The sequence below is a fragment of the Halorubrum californiense DSM 19288 genome, assembly GCF_000336875.1.
GTDB classification, from domain to species: Archaea; Halobacteriota; Halobacteria; order Halobacteriales; family Haloferacaceae; genus Halorubrum; species Halorubrum californiense.
Genome location: NZ_AOJK01000010.1, coordinates 1 through 21,847 on the forward strand (window position 1 = coordinate 1; position 21,847 = coordinate 21,847).

The 21,847-nt window shown below is 71.0% G+C and carries 22 protein-coding genes and 1 pseudogene; 13 read left to right on the forward strand and 10 right to left on the reverse strand.

The genetic code is table 11. From position 1 onward, the window contains the following. The 3 genes and pseudogenes from C463_RS19530 to C463_RS01685 all read left to right on the forward strand — a co-directional run. Positions 1-142 (forward strand): annotated as a pseudogene (locus C463_RS19530) (IS6 family transposase); the annotation flags it as partial. Between the two features lie 111 nt (positions 143-253). Next, positions 254-2,104 (forward strand): S9 family peptidase, encoded by a 1,851-nt coding sequence (locus tag C463_RS01680; RefSeq protein ID WP_008440490.1) that lies wholly within the window; start codon positions 254-256, stop codon positions 2,102-2,104. Between the two features lie 112 nt (positions 2,105-2,216). Continuing rightward, positions 2,217-3,620, forward strand: coding sequence for a PAS domain-containing sensor histidine kinase (locus C463_RS01685; protein WP_008440491.1), 1,404 nt, complete (start codon positions 2,217-2,219; stop codon positions 3,618-3,620). An 18-nt stretch (positions 3,621-3,638) separates the two neighbouring features. Here C463_RS01685 and C463_RS01690 read toward each other — a convergent pair whose 3' ends face one another. From C463_RS01690 to C463_RS01710, 5 genes are all read right to left on the reverse strand, one after another. Further along, positions 3,639-4,424 (reverse strand): aldo/keto reductase, encoded by a 786-nt coding sequence (locus C463_RS01690; RefSeq protein ID WP_008440493.1) that lies wholly within the window; start codon positions 4,422-4,424, stop codon positions 3,639-3,641. A gap of 121 nt (positions 4,425-4,545) precedes the next feature. After that, positions 4,546-7,104, reverse strand: coding sequence for a heavy metal translocating P-type ATPase (locus C463_RS01695; protein ID WP_008440495.1), 2,559 nt, complete (start codon positions 7,102-7,104; stop codon positions 4,546-4,548). Position 7,105: 1 nt separating this feature from the next. Further along, complete coding sequence (locus C463_RS01700) at positions 7,106-7,948, reverse strand: sulfite exporter TauE/SafE family protein (protein ID WP_008440496.1); 843 nt, start codon at positions 7,946-7,948, stop codon at positions 7,106-7,108. 109 nt (positions 7,949-8,057) lie between these two features. Continuing rightward, on the reverse strand, positions 8,058-8,483 hold the full coding sequence (locus C463_RS01705) for a plastocyanin/azurin family copper-binding protein (RefSeq protein WP_008440501.1): 426 nt from the start codon (positions 8,481-8,483) through the stop codon (positions 8,058-8,060). A 79-nt stretch (positions 8,484-8,562) separates the two neighbouring features. Beyond that, entirely contained in the window at positions 8,563-9,372 is an 810-nt protein-coding gene (locus tag C463_RS01710; RefSeq protein WP_008440502.1) for a helix-turn-helix domain-containing protein, read from the reverse strand. Between the two features lie 133 nt (positions 9,373-9,505). Between C463_RS01710 and C463_RS01715 the strand changes: the two genes are divergently transcribed. From C463_RS01715 to C463_RS01735, 5 genes are all read left to right on the forward strand, one after another. After that, on the forward strand, positions 9,506-11,038 hold the full coding sequence (locus tag C463_RS01715; protein WP_008440503.1) for a phytoene desaturase family protein: 1,533 nt from the start codon (positions 9,506-9,508) through the stop codon (positions 11,036-11,038). Between the two features lie 198 nt (positions 11,039-11,236). After that, a complete protein-coding gene (locus C463_RS01720) occupies positions 11,237-12,055 on the forward strand; it encodes a bacteriorhodopsin (protein ID WP_008440504.1) in 819 nt (272 codons plus the stop codon). 109 nt (positions 12,056-12,164) lie between these two features. Next, positions 12,165-12,503 (forward strand): peptidyl-tRNA hydrolase Pth2, encoded by a 339-nt coding sequence (gene pth2 / locus C463_RS01725; RefSeq protein ID WP_008440505.1) that lies wholly within the window; start codon positions 12,165-12,167, stop codon positions 12,501-12,503. Beyond that, positions 12,504-13,997, forward strand: coding sequence for a tRNA pseudouridine(13) synthase TruD (gene truD, locus C463_RS01730; RefSeq protein ID WP_008440506.1), 1,494 nt, complete (start codon positions 12,504-12,506; stop codon positions 13,995-13,997). It begins immediately after the preceding gene. 104 nt (positions 13,998-14,101) lie between these two features. Continuing rightward, complete coding sequence (locus C463_RS01735) at positions 14,102-14,656, forward strand: GMP synthase subunit A (RefSeq protein WP_008440507.1); 555 nt, start codon at positions 14,102-14,104, stop codon at positions 14,654-14,656. Positions 14,657-14,764: 108 nt separating this feature from the next. Here C463_RS01735 and C463_RS01740 read toward each other — a convergent pair whose 3' ends face one another. From C463_RS01740 to C463_RS01760, 5 genes are all read right to left on the reverse strand, one after another. Beyond that, complete coding sequence (locus C463_RS01740) at positions 14,765-15,049, reverse strand: DUF3194 domain-containing protein (protein ID WP_008440519.1); 285 nt, start codon at positions 15,047-15,049, stop codon at positions 14,765-14,767. A 4-nt stretch (positions 15,050-15,053) separates the two neighbouring features. Continuing rightward, on the reverse strand, positions 15,054-15,440 hold the full coding sequence (locus C463_RS01745; RefSeq protein WP_008440520.1) for a prefoldin subunit beta: 387 nt from the start codon (positions 15,438-15,440) through the stop codon (positions 15,054-15,056). Between the two features lie 119 nt (positions 15,441-15,559). After that, complete coding sequence (locus C463_RS01750) at positions 15,560-15,811, reverse strand: KEOPS complex subunit Pcc1 (protein WP_008440521.1); 252 nt, start codon at positions 15,809-15,811, stop codon at positions 15,560-15,562. A gap of 29 nt (positions 15,812-15,840) precedes the next feature. Beyond that, entirely contained in the window at positions 15,841-15,975 is a 135-nt protein-coding gene (locus C463_RS01755; protein WP_007998131.1) for a DNA-directed RNA polymerase subunit P, read from the reverse strand. 4 nt (positions 15,976-15,979) lie between these two features. After that, complete coding sequence (locus C463_RS01760) at positions 15,980-16,246, reverse strand: hypothetical protein (RefSeq protein ID WP_007994537.1); 267 nt, start codon at positions 16,244-16,246, stop codon at positions 15,980-15,982. Between the two features lie 505 nt (positions 16,247-16,751). Between C463_RS01760 and C463_RS01765 the strand changes: the two genes are divergently transcribed. From C463_RS01765 to C463_RS01785, 5 genes are all read left to right on the forward strand, one after another. Then, positions 16,752-17,687: a thiazole biosynthesis protein gene (locus C463_RS01765; RefSeq protein ID WP_008440522.1), complete on the forward strand. Its 936-nt coding sequence runs from the start codon at positions 16,752-16,754 to the stop codon at positions 17,685-17,687. A 470-nt stretch (positions 17,688-18,157) separates the two neighbouring features. Next, entirely contained in the window at positions 18,158-19,915 is a 1,758-nt protein-coding gene (gene pyk, locus C463_RS01770) for a pyruvate kinase (protein ID WP_008440523.1), read from the forward strand. A 106-nt stretch (positions 19,916-20,021) separates the two neighbouring features. Next, positions 20,022-20,309, forward strand: coding sequence for a DUF7312 domain-containing protein (locus C463_RS01775; protein WP_008440524.1), 288 nt, complete (start codon positions 20,022-20,024; stop codon positions 20,307-20,309). A 96-nt stretch (positions 20,310-20,405) separates the two neighbouring features. Then, positions 20,406-21,017, forward strand: a complete 612-nt coding sequence (locus tag C463_RS01780) for an NfeD family protein (protein ID WP_008440525.1) — start codon at positions 20,406-20,408, stop codon at positions 21,015-21,017. 63 nt (positions 21,018-21,080) lie between these two features. Further along, positions 21,081-21,824 carry a YIP1 family protein gene (locus tag C463_RS01785; RefSeq protein ID WP_008440527.1) on the forward strand — a complete coding sequence of 248 codons (744 nt, stop codon included), beginning with the start codon at positions 21,081-21,083 and terminating at the stop codon, positions 21,822-21,824. Positions 21,825-21,847 lie beyond the last annotated feature (23 nt).

The window sequence follows — 21,847 nt, forward strand, 5'->3', positions numbered from 1 at the left end:
TCGGAATGCTATCGAACGTGTATTTTGGGAGATAGAAAGACGAACATCATCGTTCGCAAATAGTTTCAGCAATGTCGCGCTCGAGACAGCTCAAGACTGGCTCGAAAGCTTCGCCGTCTACCACAATTCACGCCAAACTTAACGCGACCCCCGCGGAGGCGCGGGACCGAAGCGGGGGTTCGGTCCCCGAGGTTCCGGTCCCCGCGGTTCCAGTACCCGAAACGGTTTCACGGCACGCCCGGAACCGGTTGGCATGCGACAGTACGACATCGAACGCTACCTCAACGTGCGGAACGCGGGCGGCGCCGACCTGGGCCCCGACGGCCGGCTCTCGTTCCTCCTCGACACGACCGGCACGGGGCAGGTGTGGTCGGTCCGGGAGCCGGGGTCGTGGCCCGAACAGCACACGTTCTTCGAGGAGTCCGTCTCCTTCGTCGACTCCTCACCGGAGCGCTCCGAGGCCGTCTTCGGCATGGACGAGGGGGGCAACGAGCGCGCGCAGCTGTACCGGCTCGACTACGAGTCGGGCGCGATCACCGACCTGACGGCCAAGCCGGAGGCGAAACACCGGTGGGGCGGCTGGGACTCGACCGGCGACCGGTTCGCGTTCGCGTCGAACCGCCGCGACGAGGCCGTCTTCGACGTGTACGTTCAGGGGCGCGACGAGACGGGCGACGACGCTGACCTCGTGTACGAGGGCGACGGTTGGCTCTCGGTCGCCGGCTGGTCGCCGAGCGACGACCGGCTGATCGTCCACGAGGCGCACTCCTCGTTCGACCACGACGTGTACACCCTCGACCTGTCGAGCGGCGAGCTGACCCACCACACCCCCCACGAGGGGGACGTGCGGTACGCCGGCCCGGAGTGGGGGCCCGACGGCGAGGGGATCTACCTCGTCACCGACCGCGACACGGACACCCTCCGCTTGGAGCGGCTCGACCTCGCGACCGGCGAGTTCGCCGTCGTCGCCGATGGCGGCGAGTGGAACGTCGACGGCGTCGCGATAGACGAGGACTCGCGGCGGATCGTCTACTCCCGGAACGTCGACGGCTACACCGAACTCACCGCCGGCGAACTCGTCGGCCCCGCCCGGATCGACGAGTTCCCGGACCCGGACCTCCCCCGCGGCGTCGCCGGCGGCGTGAGCTTCGGCCCCGACGGCGACCGGTTCGCCGTGACGACGACGGGGAGCACACACAACGCGAACGTCTACGTCGTCGACGCGACCACCGGCGAGGCGGAGCGGTGGACGCGCGCCTCCACCGCAGGAATTCCCGCGGACACGTTCGTCGAGCGCGAGCTGGTCCACTACCCCACCTTCGACGTCGACGAACGGCGTTCGTCGGCCAGCGAGACCTCGTCTCGCGCTGTGCGCGAGATTCCCGCGTTCTTCTCCGTGCCGGAGACGGAGCCGCCGGAGTCGGGGTACCCGGTCGTCGTCGACATCCACGGCGGGCCGGAGTCGCAGCGGCGCCCCTCCTTCGCGTCCGTCACGCAGTACCTGTTGAACAACGGGTACGCCGTGTTCGAGCCGAACGTCCGCGGGTCCTCGGGGTACGGGAAGGCGTACTCCGGGCTCGACGACGTGGAGAACCGGATGGACTCGGTGAAGGACATCCGCGAGGGCGTCGGCTGGCTCCACGACCACCCCGAGGTCGACCCGGACCGCGTCGTCGCGATGGGCGGCTCCTACGGCGGCTTCATGGTGCTCGCGTCGCTGACGGAGTACCCGGAGCTGTGGGCCGCCGGCGTCGACATCGTCGGCATCGCGAACTTCGTGACGTTCCTGGAGAACACCGGCGACTGGCGCCGCTCGCTGCGGGAGGCCGAGTACGGCTCGCTCGAAGACGACCGCGAGTTCCTCCAGTCCGTCTCGCCGATCAACAACATCGAGCGGATCGAGGCGCCCCTCTTCGTCCTCCACGGTGAGAACGACCCGCGGGTGCCCGTCGGCGAGGCCGAACAGATCGTCGAGGAGGCCCGCGAGCAGGGCGTCCCCGTCCGGAAGCTGATCTTCGACGACGAGGGGCACGGGTTCGCGAAGCTCGACAACCGGATCGAGGCGTACCGCGAGATCGTCGACTTCCTCGCCGAATACGTCTGATATCCGGGGTGGTGGCGGCGTGATGACACGCGACGGCGCGGCAGTGCCGCCGTCGCGGTCGCCGCTGCGCCGGCCGTGACGGTTATACACACACGCGAGAGAGAGTAAGGCGATGAGTCGGTCCGACTCGTACGGGGTGCTGCTCGATAAGGCCCAAGACAAGGTGGCCCTGTTGGACGAGACGGGGACGTACACGTACGTCAACGCGGCCGCGGAGCGGATTCTCGGGTTCGATCGCGACGAGCTGGTCGGGACGAACGCCTTCGAGTACATCCACCCGCAGGAGCGGCGGGCCGTGCGGCGCACCTTCGAGGGGGCCATCCGTACCCCGGAGTTCACCGAGGCGACGACGGAGTACCGGCACCGGACCCGCGACGGCTCGTGGGTCTGGCTGGAGAGCCGTATGTCGAACCTCACCGACGGTGAACTCGACGGGTTCGTCGTGAGTTCGCGGAACGTCACGGACCGGGTCGAGGCTGAGCGCGGGCGCGCGGAGGCCGCCTCCCACCTCCGAGAGATCGCCGCGGTCTCCAACGACGTCCTCTGGATGTTCGACGCCGACTGGTCGGAGGTGCTGTTCGTGAACCCCGCGTACGAGGACATATACGGCGCGTCCGTCGACGAACTCCGCGGTGATCCGGACCTGTTCCTCGACGCGGTCCACCCCGAGGACCGGGCCGCCGTCGAGGAGGCGATGGAACTGCTCGCCGCGGGCAAGTCGACCGACATGGAGTACCGGGTGAACCCCGGGGAGAACTACAACCGGTGGGTCTGGGTTCAGGGGGAACCGATAACGGAGGACGGCGAAGTGGTCCGGATCACGGGGTTCGCGAAGGACATCACCGACCGGCGACGGCGCGAGCGGCAGCTGGTCGTGATGGACAACCTCCTGCGACACAATCTCCGGAACGACCTCAACATCGTCCTCGGGAGGGTCGAAGAGCTCGAGGCCGACGTGCCTGAGGCGGCGGAACACACCGCGGTGATCCGACGGGTCGGAGAGCGCCTCCTCGACACCGCACAGAAGGAGCGGGAGGTCATCGAGCTCATCACCGACCAGCGGGAGACCGATCGGATCGACCTCCGGAGCGTGGTCGCGGAGTGCGTCGAGACCATCCGGGATCGACATCCCGAGGGATCGATCGCGGTGGACGGCCTCGACGCTGTCACCGTCGACGGGCACTGCGAGCTCCGGTCGGCGGTGATCGAACTCTTAGAGAACACGTTCCAACATAGCGACGACGGGACGCCGACGGTGACGGTGCGGCTCAGTCGGACCGACGACGGCGCCGAACTCGTGGTCGAAGACGACCTCAGAGCGATACCCGCGGTCGAGGCCAACGTACTCACCGGCGACCACGACATGACGCACGTCTACCACAGCAGCGGCCTCGGCTTCTGGCTCGTCTACTGGAGCGTGGAGCTGTCGAACGGGAGCGTCGCGGTCGACGCGGGCACGGAGGGCGACGGGCGCGGCAACCGGATCACGGTGTCGCTCCCGCAGGCGGCGGAGTGAGCGGGGTCCGAAAGCGATCTACCAGTCCGGCCCGAAGTCGGGGTTGAGCTGGCGGTCGGTCCGGCCGAGCGAGTCGATCGCTTCGACGTCCTCGTCGTCGAGGTCGAGGTCGACGCTCGCGAGGTTGTCGCGGATGTGGTCGATCCCGGTCGCCTTCGGGATGGCGGTGACGCCCGTCTCGCGCAGCCACGCGAGGCTCACCCGCGCCGCGCTGACGCCGTGTTTCTCCGCGATGTCGACGATCGCCGGGTCGTCGAGGATCTCGCCGCGGGCGAGCGGCGAGTAGGCGACGAGCTCGATATCGTTGGCGTCGGCGTACTCGCGCAGCTCTTCCTGGCGGAGCAGCGGGTGCATCTCGACCTGGTTCGCGAACGGCGCCTCGCCGAGCGCGTCCGTCGCGGCGTCGAGGTGGTGCGGCTCGAAGTTGGAGACGCCGATCCGATCGATCAGGCCGTCGTCGCGGAGCTCCGCGAACGCCGGCAGCGTCTCCTCGGGCTCGTACTCCCCGGCCGGCCAGTGGACGTAGAGGAGGTCGACCGCGTCGACGGCGAGCTTGTCGAGGCTCTCGCGAGTCGACGAGGCCACGTCCGCGGGTGAGAGCTCGTCGATCCACACCTTCGTCGCGAGGAAGATGTCGTCGCGGTCGACGTCGCTTTTCGCGATCCCCTCGCCGACCGCCGCCTCGTTGCCGTAGATCTGGGCGGTGTCGACGTGGCGGTAGCCGGCGTCGAGCGCGTTCGCGACCGACTCGGTACACTGGGCGGGGTCGTCGTTCTCCCACGTGCCGAGCCCGAGGACGGGCATCCCGTTGCGAGTCGGTACCGCGGGCTGCTGCTGCTGATCGGTCATCGCCTCCGTCTACTCGCGTGAGCCGAAAGTCGCTTGCGGTAGGGGCGGGCGCGGCCGCGTCGCGAGCGGGCGGCGCTCAGTCGTCCGACAGCAGCGCCCGCGAGGAGTTCGTCACCACGAGCAGGCTCGACGCCCCCATCGCGACCGCGGCGAAGAGGGGGTTGAGCAGGCCGGTCGCCGCGAGCGGGATGGCGACCGCGTTGTAACAGAACGCCCAGCCGATGTTCCCCTTCACGCGCCGGCCGGCCGCCCGCGCGAGCTCGAAGACGGTCGCCACGGAGCCGAGGTCGTCGTCGACGATCGCCACGTCGGCGGCGTCGGCCGCCATCGCCGTGCCGCCGCCGAGCGCGACGCCGAGGTCGGCCGCGGCCAGCGCCGGCGCGTCGTTGGTCCCGTCGCCGACCATCACCGTGACGCCGCGCTCCTTCAGCCGCCCGACCGCCTCGGCCTTCCCCTCCGGCGGCACGCCGGCGAACACCGACGAGACCGCGTCGTGGTCGGCGAACACCGTGGCCGCGCGCTCGTCGTCGCCGGTGAGGACGATTACCTCAACGCCCGACTCGTCGAGCGCCGTCACCGTCGCCTCCCAGCCGTCGCGCAGTTCGTCGCCGACCACGAGGAACCCCTCCGCCGCGCCGTCGCGGCCGACCGCGACCGGGACGCGCCCCACGTCGCGCGCGTCGGCGACCGCCTCGCGGATCGCGTCGGGGACGGTCCAGCCGCGCTCGTCGAACAGGTCGGGGTGCCCGACGACGACCTCGACGCCGTCGACGACGCCGGAGACGCCGCGGGCGTGGCTCTCGAACGACTCGACCGCGGGGGCGTCGCCGTCGTCCGCGGGCACCTCGGCCGCCTCTGCGCCGCCGTCGGCGACCGCCGGGGACGCGCCGTCGTCCGTCGCCTCTCCGGGACCGGCGTCCGCGCCGTCGAGGGCGCCCCGCGCCGCCGCGACCGCCTGGCCGACCGGGTGGGCGGACCGCGATTCGAGGGCGGCCGCGAGCCGGAGCAGGTCGTCGTCGACCGCGCGGTCGATCAGCCGCATCTCGCCGGTCGTCAGCGTCCCGGTCTTGTCGAAGACGACCGTGTCCGCGTCGCGGATCCGTTCGAAGACGGTGTCGTCGAACACGACGATGTTCCGCTCCAAGGCGTCGCGGATCCCGGCGGCGACCGCGAGCGGCGTCGCCAGCCCGAGCGCGCACGGACACGAGACGATCAGCACCGTCAGCCCGACGAGCATCGCGTCGGTCGGGGCGCCGCCGAGCGCGAGCGACGCACCGGCGGCGACGGCGGCGATGACGAGGACCGCCGGGACGAACACCGTGGCGAGCCGGTCCGCGAGCTTCTGGACGCCGTGATTCCCGCTCTGGAGGTCGTACACCAGCTCCGCGACCCGATCGAGGCTGGAGGTCGCGTCCGGGCCGACGGCGACCGTGAGCGAGCCGTCCGTCACGACGGAGCCGCCGACGACCGCGTCGCCGGCGACCTTCCGGACCGGTAACGACTCGCCGGTGACGACGGACTCGTCGACAGCGGCGTCGCCGTCGACCGCCTCGCCGTCGACCGGGATCCGCTCGCCGGCGCGCACGAGGAGCCGGTCGTCCGGTCGGAGCGCGTCGACCGCGACGGACTCCGTCTCCCCGTCGCCGGTCAGCCGCCGCGCGTCGTCGACCTGGACCGCGGTGACCTCGGAGAGCAGCGCCGTCGCGCGGTCTTTCACCGAGTCCTCGTAGTGGTTCCCCACCGTGACGATGACGATGATCGCGACGGTCACGTCGTAGTAGATCGAGGGCGACTCGACGAATATCACCGCGAGCGTGCTGTAGAGGTAGGCGCTCACGGCCGCGATGGCGACGAGCAGGTCCATGTTCGGCGAGCGCGTCCTCGCGCTGACGTACGCCCCGCGGAGGATCGGCTTCCCGGTAAAGAAGAGGACGATGGAGGTCAGGACGGCGATGACGATGAAGAAGTACGTGCCCGACGTGGAGGCCATCGCCTCGTTGAGATACGTCAGCGTGCGCTCGTCGTAGAAGGGGAACGCGAAGTAGGTCGGGTAGATGAGGACGATGTACTGGAGCATGACGGCCATCCCGACGAGGACGCCCGCGGCCAGCCGCGCCGTCGCCATGTTCCGCGCCTGTCGGCGTGAGAAGGCGTCGTCGCGGTCGTACGCGCTGTATCCCAGCCCGCTCACGGTCTCGGTGAGGTCGTCGATGGTGACCGAATCCGGGTCGTGGTCGATCCGCACGGTGTCGGTGACGTAGCTCGCGCTCGCGCCGCTGACGCCGTCCGCGTCGGTCGCCACCGTCTCGATGAACGCCTCGCAGGTCGCGCAGTGCATCCCGTCGACCTCCAAGAACGTCGCCTCGTGGCCTTCGGGCACGTCGCGGTCGCCGGACCCGTCCTCGGCGTCGCCGGCCGGATCGCCCGCGCCGTCGTCGCGTTCCTGCCGGCGCTCCCGGACCGCGTCGGCATCGACGTCGACGTCGCCGAGCGCGCCGTACACGTCGCGGCAGCCGGTACAACAGAACCGGTTGCCGTCGTCGTCGGTGACGTCGACGCCCTCGGTCGGGAGCTCACAGAGGGTACACGCCGAGGGGTCGTCGCCCGCGTCCGGCGACCGGGCAGTCTCACTCATCTCACATCCCCCCCATGCCCGCGCCGGCGACGTCGAGCGGGTTCCAGAACGGGAGCCGCGGGTGCGGCACGTGGATCCCGACGGACATCAGCCCGTGTGCGAACAGGACGTAGCCGAGCGCGACGAACGCGACGCCCAGCAGCCGGTGGACCCGGCGGCGGTGGACGGGGTCCACGCTCTCGATCAGCGTCCCGTACGCGAAGACCGCGGGGATCGTCCCCAGCCCGAGCGCGCCGAGCGCGACCCCGCCCGCGACCGCCGAGCCGCTGGCGAACGCGTACAGGTACGCCGGGTAGAGGATCGGACAGGGGAGCAGGCCGTGGACCGCGCCGAGCGCGACGATCCCGGGCCCGTTCGCGAGCCGGTCGACGTGCCCCGTGAGCCACCCCGTGACGCGTTCGAGCCCGGGGAGGTGGACCCCGCCGGTCGCGCCGCCGAGGAGGTACCGGACGCCGACGACGATGACGGCCGCGCCGACGAGGAGGCCGACCCCGCCGCGGACGGTCTCGGCGGCGCCGGTCAGGGTCGCGGTCGTGACGAACACCGCGCCGCCGAGCGCGCCGAGGAGGGTTCCGATCGTCGCGTAGCTCGTCGCGCGCCCGAGGTTGAACAGCGCGTGCTGGCGGACCTCGTAGGTGGTGAGGTGGCCCTCGCGACCGGTCGACGCGTTCGAGGCGCGCGCGGCGCCCGCCTCGCCGCCGTCGGTGCGCCCCGCGTCGGCGTCCATCCGGCTCGCGTACACCGTGACGAGCGGGCCGCACATACCGATGCAGTGGGCGCCGCCGAGCAGCCCGATGGCCGCGAACAGCAGCACGTCGGCGCCGAGGAGCGGGGAGAGGTCCATGTGAGTCAATCACCGTCCCTTCGGAGCGCGAGCGGAAACGGGTTTCGTCGGTCGGAATCGGCGGAGCGGGCCGCGGTTCCGTCGACGGCGTCGGGACGGGCCACGCCGATCACTCCTCGACGACGACGGTGCCGAACATGCCGCCCTCGCGGTGGGGGATACAGACGTACTCGTAGGCGCCGGGGACGGAGAACGTGTGTTCGAAGCGGTCACCGTTCTCCAAGCGGCCGCCGAAGTCGGACTGCCACATCGACAGGGCGGTCTCGTAGTCGTCGAAGCCGCCCGACGCGAAGAACTCGGCCTCGTCCGGGATCCCGCCCTCGGTCGCGGTGACGGTGTGCGCCCGCGCGCTGGTGTTCTCCCAGACGACCGTGTCGCCGACCGAGACCGTGATCTGCCGCGGCTCGTACGCGGACGCGAGCATCCCGACGTCGAAGCCGGGTTCGCCGCCGACGCCCGCACACCCGGCGAGCCCGACGGTCGCCGCCGCGCCCCCGACGGCGCCGGCCTCTCGGAGGAACCGTCTGCGATACATACTCGCTCTGGGGGCCTGAGCGGTTTCAATACCGCGGTCGACCCCGCCGGATGGGAACGAGTCCGCCGCCGCGAGGGGGTCAGCCGCCGACGAGGTCCTCGAAGACGCGGCGCTGCGCCGCCGCGAGGTGTTCCGAGAAGGTGGCGCGGGCGATGCCGATGGCGTCGGCCACCTCCGTCGCGCTCGCTCCGCGGGGGTGTTCGAAGTAACCGAGCCGCTGGGCGGTCCGGACGACCTCGCGCTGCCGCTCCGTGAGCCGCCCGCGGTCGACGACGACCGGGTCCGAGCGAGTGTCGGCCCCGCCGGAGCTCGTGAGCCGTTCGAGTCGGACCGATCCGCCCGTCGCCTCCAGCACGTCGATGACGTCGCCGAGCGGGTCGGCCGCGGGCAGGGAGAGCCCGAGCCGGACGCGGGCGGGCGCCGTCCGGACCGTGACCGACGAGACGGGATACCCCAGCGACTCGACGGCGTCGGACGGGAAATCGTCCGCCGCCGGGCTCCGGCAGCGGTAGACGAACTCGTCGCCCCCGTCGAAGACGAGTTCGGCGTCGACGGCCCGGTGGGCGCGGAACTGCGAGACGACCGCGTCGTCGACGCGGACGCGGTCGACGTCCTCCGCGACCGCGCCGGGCGGCAGCGCCGCCGCCACCGGAGCGGGCGTCGGCTCGCGGACGACCACCTCGACGCGGACGCCGGCGTCGCCGGGGCGGTCGGCGTCGCGGGATCCGCCGGCGTCCGACGGCGCGTCCGAGCCGTTCCGGGTCGCATTCGGGGGGCCACCGCCGTCGGGGTCTGCTGGACCACCGCCGTCGGAGTCCGAGGGGCCGACCGGTCCCGACTCTGGCCGTTCGGCGCGGCTGGAGTCGGACGACCGCGACCGCCGTCCCATGTGTCGATCCCGTGGTCGAAGCCGGAAAAAAAGCGAGCCGAACGAGTACGCGTCGCGGCGGCGCCGCCGACCGCGTATAAAATCCCGTCGAGAGTTGGCGACGACTCACCAGGGGCGAGTCCCTACCGTACCCATGAGCGACGAGTCGCTCCGCGGGCAGTCGGTGGGCGTGGTGGGGGCGGGCGTCGGCGGGCTCTCAGCTGCGGCCTACCTCGCGGCCGCCGGCGCGGAGGTGACGGTGTACGAGCGCGCCGAGCGCGTCGGCGGCGTCGCCGGCCGGCTCGAACTCGGGGAGTTTCAGTTCGACACCGGCCCGTCGTGGTACCTGCTCCCGGGGCTGTTCGAGCGGTTCTTCGAGGACTTCGGTCGGTCGCCCGACGAGTTCTACGAGCTGACCCGGCTCGACCCGCACTACCGCGTGTTCTGGGACGACGGCGACCGCGCCGACGTGCCCGCTGACCCCGCGGCCGCCGCCGACCTGTTCGAGTCGTACGAGCCGGGCGCGGGGGCGGCGTTCCGCGAGTACCTCGACGACGCCGAGCGGGCGTACGACGCCGGGATGGACCGATTCGTCCTCCCCGGGCGGTCGCGGTTCCGCGACTACCTCTCGCTCGACGTCCTCGCCGGGGGACGGAAGCTCGACCTGTTCTCCAGCCTCGACGAGCGGGTGCGGTCGTACGTCGACCACCCCAAGCTCAGGCAGCTGCTCGAGTACACCCTCGTCTTCCTCGGCGGGTCGCCGCACAACACGCCGGCGCTGTACCAGCTGCTGAGCCACGTCGACTACGGGCTCGGCGTCTACTACCCGATGGGCGGGATGTACGAGGTGATCGAGGCCGTCGAGACGGTCGCCCGCGACGCCGGCGCGGACGTCCACACGGGCGTCGAGGTGACGGGGCTCGAACCGATCGAGGGCGGCGTCGAGGTGGTACTCGGCGGCGACCGATACGTCCACGACCGGGTGGTCTGTAACGCGCCGCCCGCGCACGTCGAGCGCGAACTGCTCCCCGAGGGGACGGTGCCGCGGCTCGGCGGCTACTGGGACCGGCGGACGTACGGCCCCTCGGCGCACCTGCTGTACCTCGGGATCGAGGGGGACCTGCCGGAGCTGGAACACCACACGCTCGCGCTCCCGACGGACTGGGACCCCCACTTCGCGGCGATCTTCGACGACCCCGCGTGGCCGACCGAGGGGATCGAGCCCGTCGTGTACGTGAACGTCCCGTCCCGCACCGACCCGTCGGTCGCGCCCGACGGCCACGAGGCGGTCGTCACGCTGGTACCGCTCGCGCCCGGGCTCGACGACACGCCGGAGCGGCGGGCGGCGCTCAGGGAGCGCGTCCTCGACGCGGTGGCGTCGCGGACCGGCGTCGACCTCAGCGACCGGATCGTCGCCGAGGAGTCGGCCTGCGTCTCCGAGTTCGCGGACCGGTTCGACCGGCCGGGCGGGAGCGCGCTCGGGCTGGCGCACACGCTGCGACAGACCGGCCCGCTGCGTCCCGGGCCGCGCGTCCGGGGAACCGACCGGCTCTACTACGTCGGCGGGAGCAGCAATCCCGGGATCGGTGTGCCGATGTGTCTGCTCGGGGGCGAACACTGCGCGGCGGCGGTCGAGAGGGACGTCGTCGGAGGGGCTTTCGACCGGCTTCCGCTGGTCGGCCGGTGAGCCGCAGGTGAAACGAACGTCCGATCTCGGAGGGGAAAAGAAAAAATATTCGAGTAATACGAAACCGTTTCGGAATTCGTTAGAAAAACCTTACCAGTAAGGTTAGTACATTTAATAAACTCGCACCGTGATTTCGGACGTCGTATGATCGAAACAGCAGCGGCTGACCTACTGGCAAGCGGCACAGTCCCGCTCGAAATGACGCAGACCGAGATATTCCAGTTCATTCAGAACGACACGCTGTTGAGCGCGTCGCTCTGGGTGAACATCGCCCTGGCGGGCCTCTCGATCCTCCTCTTCGTGTATATGGGGCGGAACGTGGAGGACCCGCGCGCACAGCTCATCTTCGTCGCCACGCTCATGGTACCGCTGGTGTCCATCTCCAGTTACACCGGGCTCGTCTCCGGACTCACCGTCACCTTCCTCGAAATGCCGGCGGGACACGCGCTCGCGGGCATGGGAGCCGGACCTGAAGGGGGCGTGTTCACCCCGTGGGGGCGGTATCTCACGTGGGCGTTCTCGACGCCGATGATCCTCGTCGCGCTCGGCCTGCTCGCCGGGTCGAACCTGAGTAAGCTGTTCACCGCCGTGGTGGCCGACGTCGGCATGTGTATCACCGGGCTCGCGGCCGCGCTGACCACGTCCTCCCTCCTGCTTCGGTGGGTCTGGTACGGCATCAGCTGCGCGTTCTTCGTCGTCGTCCTCTACATCCTGCTCGCCGAGTGGGCGCAGGACGCCGAGGTCGCCGGAACGGCGGACATCTTCAACACGCTGAAGGTGCTCACCGTGGTCCTCTGGCTGGGCTACCCGATCTTCTGGGCCCTCGGGGCCGAGGGGCTCGCGGTCCTCGACGTCGCGATCACCTCGTGGGCCTACAGCGGGATGGACATCATCGCGAAGTACCTCTTCGCGTTCCTCCTGCTCCGCTGGGTCGTCGAGAACGAGCGCACGGTCGCCGACATGGCGTCCGGCCTCGGGTCGGCCGCCCGCGGCGGCGCCGCACCGGCCGACGACTGACGGCGCGGTCCTCCTCCGGCGGTTTTCTTTCGCATCGCTCGGCGCCCGCCAGCCGCGGCCGCGGCGGCCGAGAGACAAGCGCTAAACCCGCGGCGGGGGTGGAGACCGTATGAAGCAGGCGATCGTCGCGCGGACGGACATCGGGATGGGCGAGGGGAAACTCGCCGCGCAGGTCGCGCACGCGTCGCTGTCGGCGTATCAGGACGCGAGCGAGCGGGCGCGGAAGAAGTGGCAGGGGGAGGGCCAGAAGAAGGTCGTCCTCAAGGGCGACTCCGAAAGCCGGCTGTTCGCGCTGGCCGACAAGGCGGACAAAGAGGGGCTGCCGTACGCCATCGTCCGCGACGCCGGGCACACCCAGCTGGAGCCGGGCACCGTCACCGCGCTCGCGGTCGGCCCCGCCCGCGACGACAGCGTCGACCGCGTCACTGGCGACCTCTCCCTCTACTGAATGGCCCCCGAACGCACCCGCCGCGAGGCGCATCCGACCGAGCGCGCCGTCGGCATCGAGTACTACGTCAGCGACGCCGACGGGATCGGCGGCCGGCTCCGCGAGTCGCCCGAGGACTTCCGGGTCCGCGAGCTGGAGGCGTTCGACGCGGAGCCGCTCGACGCCGACCGGGGGAGTTACCCCGAACTCGTCCTCCGGGCGACGCTCCGCGACTGGGACACGAACGACTTCGCGCGCCGCCTCTCGGACGCGCTCGGCGTCAGCCGCGAGCGCGTCTCGTGGGCGGGGACGAAGGACAAGCGCGCCGTCACGACGCAGCTGTTCACGGTCCGCGAGGTCGACGCCGACGACCTCCCCGAGATCCGCGGCGCCGAAATCGAGGCGCTCGGCCGGGCGGGGCGGAGCCTCTCGTTCGGCGACCTCGCCGGCAACGCCTTCGATATCCGGGTCGCCGACGCGGTCGACGAGGCGCCCGAGCGCGTCGCCGAGACGGTGCGGGACCTGCGGGTGTTCGCTGGCGACGGGGAGGGTTCCCCGGACGGCGAGGAAGCGGAGATCGTCGACGCCCCCGTCGGCGTCCCGAACTACTTCGGCCAGCAGCGCTTCGGCAGCCGGCGGCCCGTCACCCACTTCGTCGGGCTCGCGATAGTCCGGGACGACCCGCGCGAGGCGGTCCGGCTGTACGCGGGCAACCCGGCGGAGACGGAGCCCGACGACACCCGGGCCGCGCGCGACCGCGTGGACGCCGCCTTCGGCCTCGGCGGGAGCGAGGAGTCCGGCGACGACTCCGCGGCGGACGACACCGATGACCTCGGGGCGGACGGTACCGGCGACGGCGACTGGGTCGCCTGCCTCGACGCGATCCCCGGGAAGCTCCGGTTCGAGCGCTCGATGGTCCATCGTCTCGCCGACCGCGGCGTCGCCCCCGACGCGCCGCCGGACGACGAGGACTGGTGGCACGCGCTGGAGGCGGTGCCGTCGAACCTCCAGCGGCTGTTCGTCAACGCCGCGCAGTCGTCCCTGTTCAACCGGATCGTGAGCGAGCGGCTGCGCCGCGGGCTCCCGTTCGACCGCCCCGTCGCCGGCGACGTGGTGTGCTTCGCGGACGGCGACGCGCCAGAGGAACTGTACGCGCCCGATACGGACCGGCTCCAGCACGTCGACGCCGACCGGATCGACGTGGTCTCGCGGCACTGCGAGCGCGGGCGGGCGTTCGTCACCGCGCCGCTCGTCGGCACCGAGACCGAACTCGGCGACGGTGAGCCGGGCGAGATCGAGCGAGGGGTCCTCGCCGACGCCGGGATCGAGCCGGGCGACTTCGCGCTCCCCGGCGAGTTCGACTCCCGCGGGACGCGGCGGGCGATCCTCCTCCGCACCGACCTCGACGTCTCGGTCGCGGGCGGCGACCCGCGGTTCGCGTTCGCGCTGCCGAGCGGTTCGTACGCGACCGTGCTGCTCCGCGAGTTCACGAAGTGCGGCCCGCTCGACCTCTGATCGATCCGCGTTCGTGTACTACTGAGCGAGTTAAGCGGCCGAAACCACCACATTACTGTGGCCCGTTCCGAGCCGTTTTTGTGCGCCAGCCCGCAATCGAGGGCATGACCCGGATCGTCGTCATCGACCTCCACGGCCAGTTCACCCACCTCGAACGGCGGGCGCTCCGCGACCTCGGCGTCGACACCGAGATCGTCTCCGCGGACGCGCCGGCCGACGAGGTCGACGCGGACGGGATCGTCCTCTCGGGCGGCCCGGACATGGACCGCGTCGGCAACGCCCCGGACTACCTCGAACGAGACGTCCCCGTCCTCGGAATCTGCCTCGGGATGCAGCTGATCGCCAGCGAACTGGACGGCGCGGTCGGCGCGGGCGACTACGGCGGCTACGCCGACGTCGACGTCGAGATCGTCGACGACGAGGACCCGCTCGTCGGCTCGCTCGCGCCGGAGACGCGCGTCTGGGCCTCCCACGCCGACGAGGTGACGGAACTCCCCGACGGGTTCGGCCGCACCGCCACCTCCGACGTCTGCGGCATCGAGGCGATGGCCGACCCGGACGCGGGGCTGTACGGCGTCCAGTGGCACCCCGAGGTCGCGCACACGGAGCGCGGCGAGGAGGTCTTCGAGAACTTCGTCGCGATCTGCGAGTCGGCGTAAGGCGTCAGTGGCCGCGCGGTCCGCGACCGACCGACTGCGAGCGGAACCGCGATACCCGGCGCTCGCGGCTCGGTGAGCGAATCGAAGGAGATCGGAAACGGCGAGCGGCTACGCCGCGAACAGCTCGTCGACCGCCTCGCCCGCGGTCTCGACCGCCTCCTGCGCGACCGCCTCTCGGTCGGGCTCGGCGTCCTCGGGCGCGTTGAGGTAGACGTCGACGTCGAGGACGCCCTCCTCGAAGGTGACGGTGATATCGAGGTCCGTCACCGTCGACTGGTCGTAGTGTTTGAACACGATCCCCTCGGCCGCCTCGGCGGCGGTACGAACGACTTCGTCGTCGCTCGGCTCCGCGGGGTCGTCGGCCGCGGGACCGTCGTGTCCGTCGTCGGTCACGGCCTTACGCGCCGCCGGCGCCCGGACCGCCCGGTCCCATCGGGCCGCCGCCGCCCGCGCCGCCCTGGAGCATCTGCTGGAGCTCGCTCTGGAGGTCGTCGAACTGCTCCTCGACGCGCTCCTCCTGTTTCGTGAGCTGCTCGACGCGGACTTCGAGCGAGTCGACCTTGTCTTCGAGGTCGTCGTAGGCGGACTCGTAGTCCGTCTCGACGAGAACCTCGCCGATCTCGCGGTACATCCCCGCGTCCTCGTCGACGTCTTCGAGGGCGTCGAGGGCGGTCTTCGACTCGTTGAGCGCGGACTGGGCCTGCTCCTTCTGCTCGGCGACCTGCTGTGCGGTCTCCTGAAGCTCCTGCAGCTCCTCGATCTTCTCCTGTGCCTCGGGCGGCATGTTCCCTTGCATGGGCGGACCGAGGCGGCCCGGACAGAAAAACCCCTTACTTCTCCGACGAGGGACGATTCGTGTCGCAGCGGCCTGAACGGCCACCGTATCGACGTTTCCGGAGATCCTTAATCGCGTCCCGCGCCGACGCGTTCGGCGACGGCGACCAGCCGCGACCAGCTGTTGACGCCGGCGCGCAGCGCCACGAGGTCGTCGGCGAACACGCGGACGCGGACCGCGTCGCCCTCTCGGTCGACGGTCGCGCCGGAGCGCGCGTCGTCGATCTCGCCGACTTCGGGGCCGAGCGCGTCGGCCACGACCCGGGCGCGTCGCTCGGTGGGGTAGGTGAACGAGAGGACCGTCTCGTGTGCGCGCGTCACGGTCCGGAAGGAGAGGCGAAAGCGTCGGGTTACTCGACGTTGACTTCCTTCATGCCGCCGCCGCGCTCCTTCAGGAGGACGCGGTGGCCGCAGTACGGGCAGCGCACGCCGCCGTACTCGTCGAGGGTGACGTCGCGCTTACAGCGGGAGCACTTGTAGCTCATCGTCCTATTCCTCGTCGGCGAGCGCGGCGCGGATGGAGCGGCGGACGGTGCGACCGCCGGGCGTCTCGGGGCGGTACGCGCCGCCCGTGAACGTCTCGCCGGTCTCCTCGTTTACCCAGATGCCGGTGCCTTTGCGCGTGACGTCGTCGCCGTCGACGGTCGCGTTGCGCATCTCCGCTTCGATGTCTTGGACCCGCTTGCGGGAGACCCGGCCGTAGCGAGCGCCGAATCGGCCCGCGCTGCCGGTGCTTCGAGCCTTGTCCTCAGCCATAGTAGCCACTCCTACCGCCAGCGCAGGTAAAAAGGCTGCGAGTTGCGGCGGTCGGAACGCCGCGCGGCGATAGAAGACAACCGGAGACCGCGGTGGCGCGTGCCTGCGAGCGGCCGGAGCGAAGCGGCGGCCGCGAGGGGCACGCGCGAGGGACGCGGCGAACGCGAGCGGCGGAGCCGCGAAACGTGAGCCGCGAGGCTGGGGAGGCGTGAGGCTGCGGTGCGGTGCTGTGGGGGCGGGGCTCAAAGGGGCAGCCGGGAGGGCGAAGCACGGCGCAGTAAGCACCGCAGGAACGAGCGTAGCGAGTGACGAGAAGCGCAACAAGCCGCGCGAGTCCTCCCGGCTGGGGCTTTGGTGGTGTTCGCGGTCGATCCACCGTCGAGTACGTATCGCCGAGCGGCTGGGGCTTTGGTAGTGTTTGCGGGCGATCTGCCAGCAGGTGATACAAATACGACCCAGTCTCGACCGCAACACATTTCACAACCAAGTAATACTACCAAGTTGTATGGACGGATTCAACGGCTTCGCGGACGTGAGCGAGACAGACGTAACGAGGGCCATCGGGACCGAGTGGACAGACGGCTTCCTCGATTTCACGGATTCGGAAGTGATCATCCTTGGCGGCGGCCCCTCCGGGCTAATGGCGGCGAAAGAGCTGGCCGAGCGCGGCGTGAAGGTGATGATCGTCGAGAAGAACAACTACCTCGGCGGCGGCTTCTGGCTCGGCGGGTTCCTGATGAACACGGTGACGGTCAGGGACCCCGCCCAAGAGATCCTCGCTGACCTCGACGTAGAGTACGAGCCGGTCGAGGACGTCGACGGGCTCTACACCGCCGCGGGGCCGGAGGCCTGTTCCGGGCTGATCAAGGCGGCCTGCGACGCCGGCGCGCGCGTCCAGAACATGACCGAGTTCACCGACCTCGTCGTGCGCGACGACCACGAGGTCGGCGGCATCGTGATGAACTGGACGCCGGTCCACGCGCTCCCGCGAGAGATCACCTGCGTCGACCCCATCGCGGTCGAGTCCGACCTCGTCATCGACGCGACCGGCCACGACGCGGTCGCGATCAGCAAGCTCGACGAGCGCGGCGTCCTCTCGGCGCCCGGCATCGAACACGCCAAAGAGCACAACACCGGCATGGACCAGACGGGTGACGGCGAGTACGGCGCGCCCGGTCACGACTCGCCCGGCCACGACTCGATGTGGGTCGGCGAGAGCGAGGACGCGGTCGTCGAGCACACCGGCGTCGTCCACGACGGCCTGATCGCCTCCGGGATGGCGGTCGCGACCGCCCACGGCCTCCCGCGGATGGGCCCGACGTTCGGCGCGATGTTGGTCTCCGGCAAGCGCGCCGCGCAGTCCGCGCTCGACGAGCTGGAAGTCGACGCGCCCGAGGTGTCGCTGTCGACCGGTAGCGCGCCCGCCCCCGCAGACGACTGAAAATAGGTCACCGCTGACGTTTCGGTAACTCGTCCCTCCGGCGCTCCAGCCGCTTATTTGCGAATCGTCGCTGACGGAGCGACAGCGGGCAACACCAAAGCCCCAGTCGCTCGAAACTACGTGTCGGGCTCCTCTGCGGCGAACACTTCCAAAGCCCCACCCCGCACAGCACGCCACCCGCAGCCGGACGCCTCCCCAGCCTCGCGGTTCGCGCTCTTCGAGCGCTCACCGCGTCCAGCGAGGGACCGGAGGTCCCTCTGGCAGCCGGCGCGTAGCGCCGGCGACCTCGCGCGTGCTCCTCGTGGCCGCCTCTGGCGCCCACTCGGCGGCACGCGCCGACCGCGGGCTGGTATATGAGCTGTCGCTACGCCCCAGAGCCTGAAGCCGCGACGAGAGCGTTCATCACGAACGTTCGCTCGGGAGCGACGCAACCGAGTGCCTTTTTCCGGCGGTACGTCGAAGCCGGCGGTATGCGAAACGCCAAGATCGTCTGTACGATCGGTCCCGCCTCGGACGACCGGGACACGATCCGCGGCCTCGCCGACGCGGGGATGTCCGTCGTCCGCCTCAACGCCAGCCACGGAACGACCGACCACCGGGAGACGGTGATCGAGCGCGCCCGCGAGGTCGACGAGGAGATCGACGACCCGCTGGCGGTGATGGTCGACCTGAAGGGCCCGGAAGTCCGGACCGCCGAGATCGACGAGCCGATCCAGCTCGCGAAGGGGTCCGCGGTGACGTTCGCCGAGGGCGACGACGCGACGCCCGAGCGCGTCGGCCTCACGCACTCGATCGCCGCGGCCGGGCCGGGCGACACGATCCTCCTCGACGACGGCCGGATCGAGTGCCGCGTCGAGGACGTCGACGGCGAGAGCGTGGTCGCGACCGTCGTCTCCGGCGGGAAGCTCGGCTCCCGGAAGGGCGTGAACCTCCCGGGCGTCGCCATCGACGTCGACCTGATCACGCCCGAGGACGAGGCAGAACTCGACCTCGCGGCCCGCACGGACGCCGACTTCGTCGCCGCCTCCTTCGTGCGCGACGGCGACGACGTCTACCGGATCGCCGACGAGCTTGAGGCCCGCGGCGGCGACGACATCCCGATCGTCGCGAAGATCGAACGGGCCGGCGCGGTCGAGAACCTGGAGGGGATCGTCGACGCCGCCGACGGCGTGATGGTCGCCCGCGGCGACCTTGGCGTCGAGTGCCCGCTGGAGGACGTGCCCGTGATCCAGAAGCGGATCATCCGGACCTGCGTCAACGAGGGCGTCCCCGTCATCACCGCGACGGAGATGCTCGACTCGATGGTCACCTCGCGGCGGCCCACCCGCGCGGAGGCCTCCGACGTGGCCAACGCCGTCCTCGACGGCACCGACGCCGTGATGCTCTCGGGAGAGACCGCGGTCGGCGAGGACCCCGTCAACGTCGTCGAGACGATGGACCGGATCGTCCGGCAGGTCGAGGCCAGCGACGAGTACGCCGAGACGCGCGAGCAGCGCGTCCCGACCGCGAACGAGGGCTCCCGGACGGAGGCGCTGGCGCGCTCGGCGCGCTACCTCGCGCGCGACATCGGCGCCTCGACGGTGGTCGCGGTCTCCGAGTCCGGCTTCACCGCGCGCAAGACCGCCATGTTCCGGCCGGGCGTCCCCGTCGTCGCGACGACGCCGAACGACCGCGTCCGCCGCCAGCTCGCGCTCTCGTGGGGCGTCCGCCCCGTCCTGACCGAGTACGCACACGACATGGAGGGCGTCCTCGACAACGCGGTCGACGCCGCGCTCGACCGCGGCGGCGCCAAGTCCGGCGACACCCTCGTGGTCCTCTCCGGCATGCTCACCGAGTTCGAGGGGACGAGCACGACGAACACCCTGAAGGTCCACGTCGCCGCCGAGACGCTCGTGACCGGCAAGGCGGCCGTGGCCGGCCGCGTCGCCGCCCCCGTCCACCGGACCGAGGACGGCGACCTCGACGCGCTCCCGGACGGCTCCGTCGTCGCGCTCGACGCCGACTTCGACGGGGAGTTCTCCGGGGACCTCGACCGGATCGCCGGCATCATCGACGCCCGCGAGGGGATGACCGGCTACCCCGCCGTCGTCGCGCGCGAACTCGGCGTGCCGATGGTCTCCGGCGCCGGCCTGCCCGAGTCCGTCGCGGACGGGACCACGGTGACCGTCGACGGCGAGCGCGGCGTCGTCTACGACGGCGACGTCCTCCGGGCGGCCCGCGAGCGGTAGGCCGCTCCGCGCCCGGCGCGACCGCCGCTCCGCGCCCGGCGCGACCGCCGCTCCGCTCCACACCGCGCCCGCCAGCCATTTATTACGGAGTCGCCTACGGATTGCCATGAGCGACCAATCCGGCGACGACGCCCGCGAGGGGGACTCGCCCGACTCCCCGGAGTCTGCGGAGTTCGCCGACCGGAGCCGGGCCAACGACGCCGGCGACGAGAGCGCGGACGGCGAGCGCGAGTGGCGCTTCGGGGTCGACGACGTGGGGCCGGACGGGATCACCGAGGACACCGCCACACCGGAGGAGGAACCGATAGAGCCGGGCGACGTCACCATCGAACACGCGGCCTTCGTCGTCCTCGGGGTCGCTCTCACCGTCGGTACGCTGCTGGTCGGGTTCTGAGCCGGACGCCACGGGAGAGGCCCAGCGACGAGCGCGACGACTCGCGGGACGCCGCGGCCGCGCACCACTTATCACGCCGCGGCCGTAGGACCGAACATGAACGCGCTGGCACAGTCCGGGCTCCTCTCGCCGGACACCCTCCCCCTCCTGCTTTTGACCGCGGGGCTGCTGCTCTCGATGGCGGAGGCGCTCGCCCCGGGAGCGAACTTCATCGTCGTCGGCATCGCGCTCATCGGCGCGGGGCTCGGCGGGCTCCTCCTCTCGTCGTTCGTCGCCGGCGCCGGGCTGGTCGTCGCCATGGCCCTCCTCACCCTCGTCGTCGGCGCCGCGGCCTTCTACGGCTACCACGAGTTCGACCTCTACGGCGGGAAGGGTCAACAACAGACCAGCGACAGCGACTCGCTGAAGGGGAAGACGGGGACTGTCACGGAGCGGGTGACCCCCACGGGCGGCGAGGTGAAGCTCGCCGGCGGCGGCTTCAACCCGCACTACTCCGCCCGCTCGATGGAGGGGGAGATCGACGAGGGCGAGGAGGTGATGGTGGTCGACCCCGGCGGCGGCAACGTCGTCACCGTGGAGTCGATGGGGTACGTCGAGGACGACATCGACCGCGAACTGGCGGCCGACCGCGCCCGGAAGGCGACCGCGAGCGACGCCGAGTCGGAGCCGGAGGGGGTCGAACGAGAGACCGAATCCGAGCGGAACTGACCCGGTCGACGCGGGCGGTGTCGAGCGGAAAAGCACTTGTGCGCCGGCCCGGACCGCCCGATCATGCCCTCCCCGCTCGCCGCCCTCGCGAGCCTGCCCGGTAGCGTTCTCGACCGCGTCCGCGACGCATTCGACTCACCTCGTGCCGGGGCCGTCGCGGTCGCGATGCTGGTGATCGTCACGGTCGGGACCAGCGTCGGACTCGTCGCGCTCGGGGCGGTGTTCGACGCGACGGTCGACCAGCAGATCACCGTCGACAACCCGGACCGGCCCTCGGAGTCCACCTGCGAGGCCTTCGGCGACGACCCCGACCCCCTCATCGGCGAGCAGTGCGACGAGCCGGAGCAGGTCGAGGTGGACGCCGGGAGCGAACTGCGCGACGCCGCGAACGGCTACATCCACTACGGGCTGCTCGGCGTCCCGATCTGGTGGGTCGCGTTCGCGCTCGCGCTCCACGTCGGGGCGCTCGTCGCGGGCGGCTCCGGCTCCGTCGGCGACTCCTTCGTGATCGCCGGGTGGGCGATCGGGGCCGAACTGCTCCGGCTCGGGGCCGGGATCGCCGCGATCTGGTACACGCTCTCGCACGCGACGATCACGGGGTCGACGTTCGAGGCGCTCACGGCGGATCTCACCGCCGCGATCACGAGCGCGACCGGGCCGCTGTTAATCGTCTCCGCGGTCGGGATCGCGATACAGTGGATCGTAGTGGTCGGCGGGCTGGAGGCCGAACACGACCTCGGCCGCGGGGTCGCGGCGGGGGTGGCGACGTTCTTCGCGGCGATCGCCCTCCTGATCGCGGCGGTCTGAGCGCTCCCGGAGCGATCGGCCGC

Bases quoted from the DNA above. Each gene is read 5' to 3' on its own strand.
- C463_RS01685 (WP_008440491.1), top strand. From the start codon at position 2,217: ATGAGTCGGTCCGACTCGTACGGGGTGCTGCTCGATAAGGCCCAAGAC.
- C463_RS01695 (WP_008440495.1), bottom strand. From the start codon at position 7,104: ATGAGTGAGACTGCCCGGTCGCCGGACGCGGGCGACGACCCCTCGGCG.
- C463_RS01715 (WP_008440503.1), top strand. From the start codon at position 9,506: ATGAGCGACGAGTCGCTCCGCGGGCAGTCGGTGGGCGTGGTGGGGGCG.
- C463_RS01760 (WP_007994537.1), bottom strand. From the start codon at position 16,246: ATGGCTGAGGACAAGGCTCGAAGCACCGGCAGCGCGGGCCGATTCGGC.
- C463_RS01700 (WP_008440496.1), bottom strand. From the start codon at position 7,948: ATGGACCTCTCCCCGCTCCTCGGCGCCGACGTGCTGCTGTTCGCGGCC.
- C463_RS01735 (WP_008440507.1), top strand. From the start codon at position 14,102: ATGACCCGGATCGTCGTCATCGACCTCCACGGCCAGTTCACCCACCTC.
- C463_RS01765 (WP_008440522.1), top strand. From the start codon at position 16,752: ATGGACGGATTCAACGGCTTCGCGGACGTGAGCGAGACAGACGTAACG.
- C463_RS01775 (WP_008440524.1), top strand. From the start codon at position 20,022: ATGAGCGACCAATCCGGCGACGACGCCCGCGAGGGGGACTCGCCCGAC.
- truD (WP_008440506.1), top strand. From the start codon at position 12,504: ATGGCCCCCGAACGCACCCGCCGCGAGGCGCATCCGACCGAGCGCGCC.
- C463_RS01780 (WP_008440525.1), top strand. From the start codon at position 20,406: ATGAACGCGCTGGCACAGTCCGGGCTCCTCTCGCCGGACACCCTCCCC.
- C463_RS01720 (WP_008440504.1), top strand. From the start codon at position 11,237: ATGACGCAGACCGAGATATTCCAGTTCATTCAGAACGACACGCTGTTG.
- C463_RS01710 (WP_008440502.1), bottom strand. From the start codon at position 9,372: ATGGGACGGCGGTCGCGGTCGTCCGACTCCAGCCGCGCCGAACGGCCA.
- C463_RS01755 (WP_007998131.1), bottom strand. From the start codon at position 15,975: ATGAGCTACAAGTGCTCCCGCTGTAAGCGCGACGTCACCCTCGACGAG.
- pth2 (WP_008440505.1), top strand. From the start codon at position 12,165: ATGAAGCAGGCGATCGTCGCGCGGACGGACATCGGGATGGGCGAGGGG.
- C463_RS01705 (WP_008440501.1), bottom strand. From the start codon at position 8,483: ATGTATCGCAGACGGTTCCTCCGAGAGGCCGGCGCCGTCGGGGGCGCG.
- C463_RS01785 (WP_008440527.1), top strand. From the start codon at position 21,081: ATGCCCTCCCCGCTCGCCGCCCTCGCGAGCCTGCCCGGTAGCGTTCTC.
- C463_RS01690 (WP_008440493.1), bottom strand. From the start codon at position 4,424: ATGCCCGTCCTCGGGCTCGGCACGTGGGAGAACGACGACCCCGCCCAG.
- pyk (WP_008440523.1), top strand. From the start codon at position 18,158: ATGCGAAACGCCAAGATCGTCTGTACGATCGGTCCCGCCTCGGACGAC.
- C463_RS01680 (WP_008440490.1), top strand. From the start codon at position 254: ATGCGACAGTACGACATCGAACGCTACCTCAACGTGCGGAACGCGGGC.
- C463_RS01745 (WP_008440520.1), bottom strand. From the start codon at position 15,440: ATGCCGCCCGAGGCACAGGAGAAGATCGAGGAGCTGCAGGAGCTTCAG.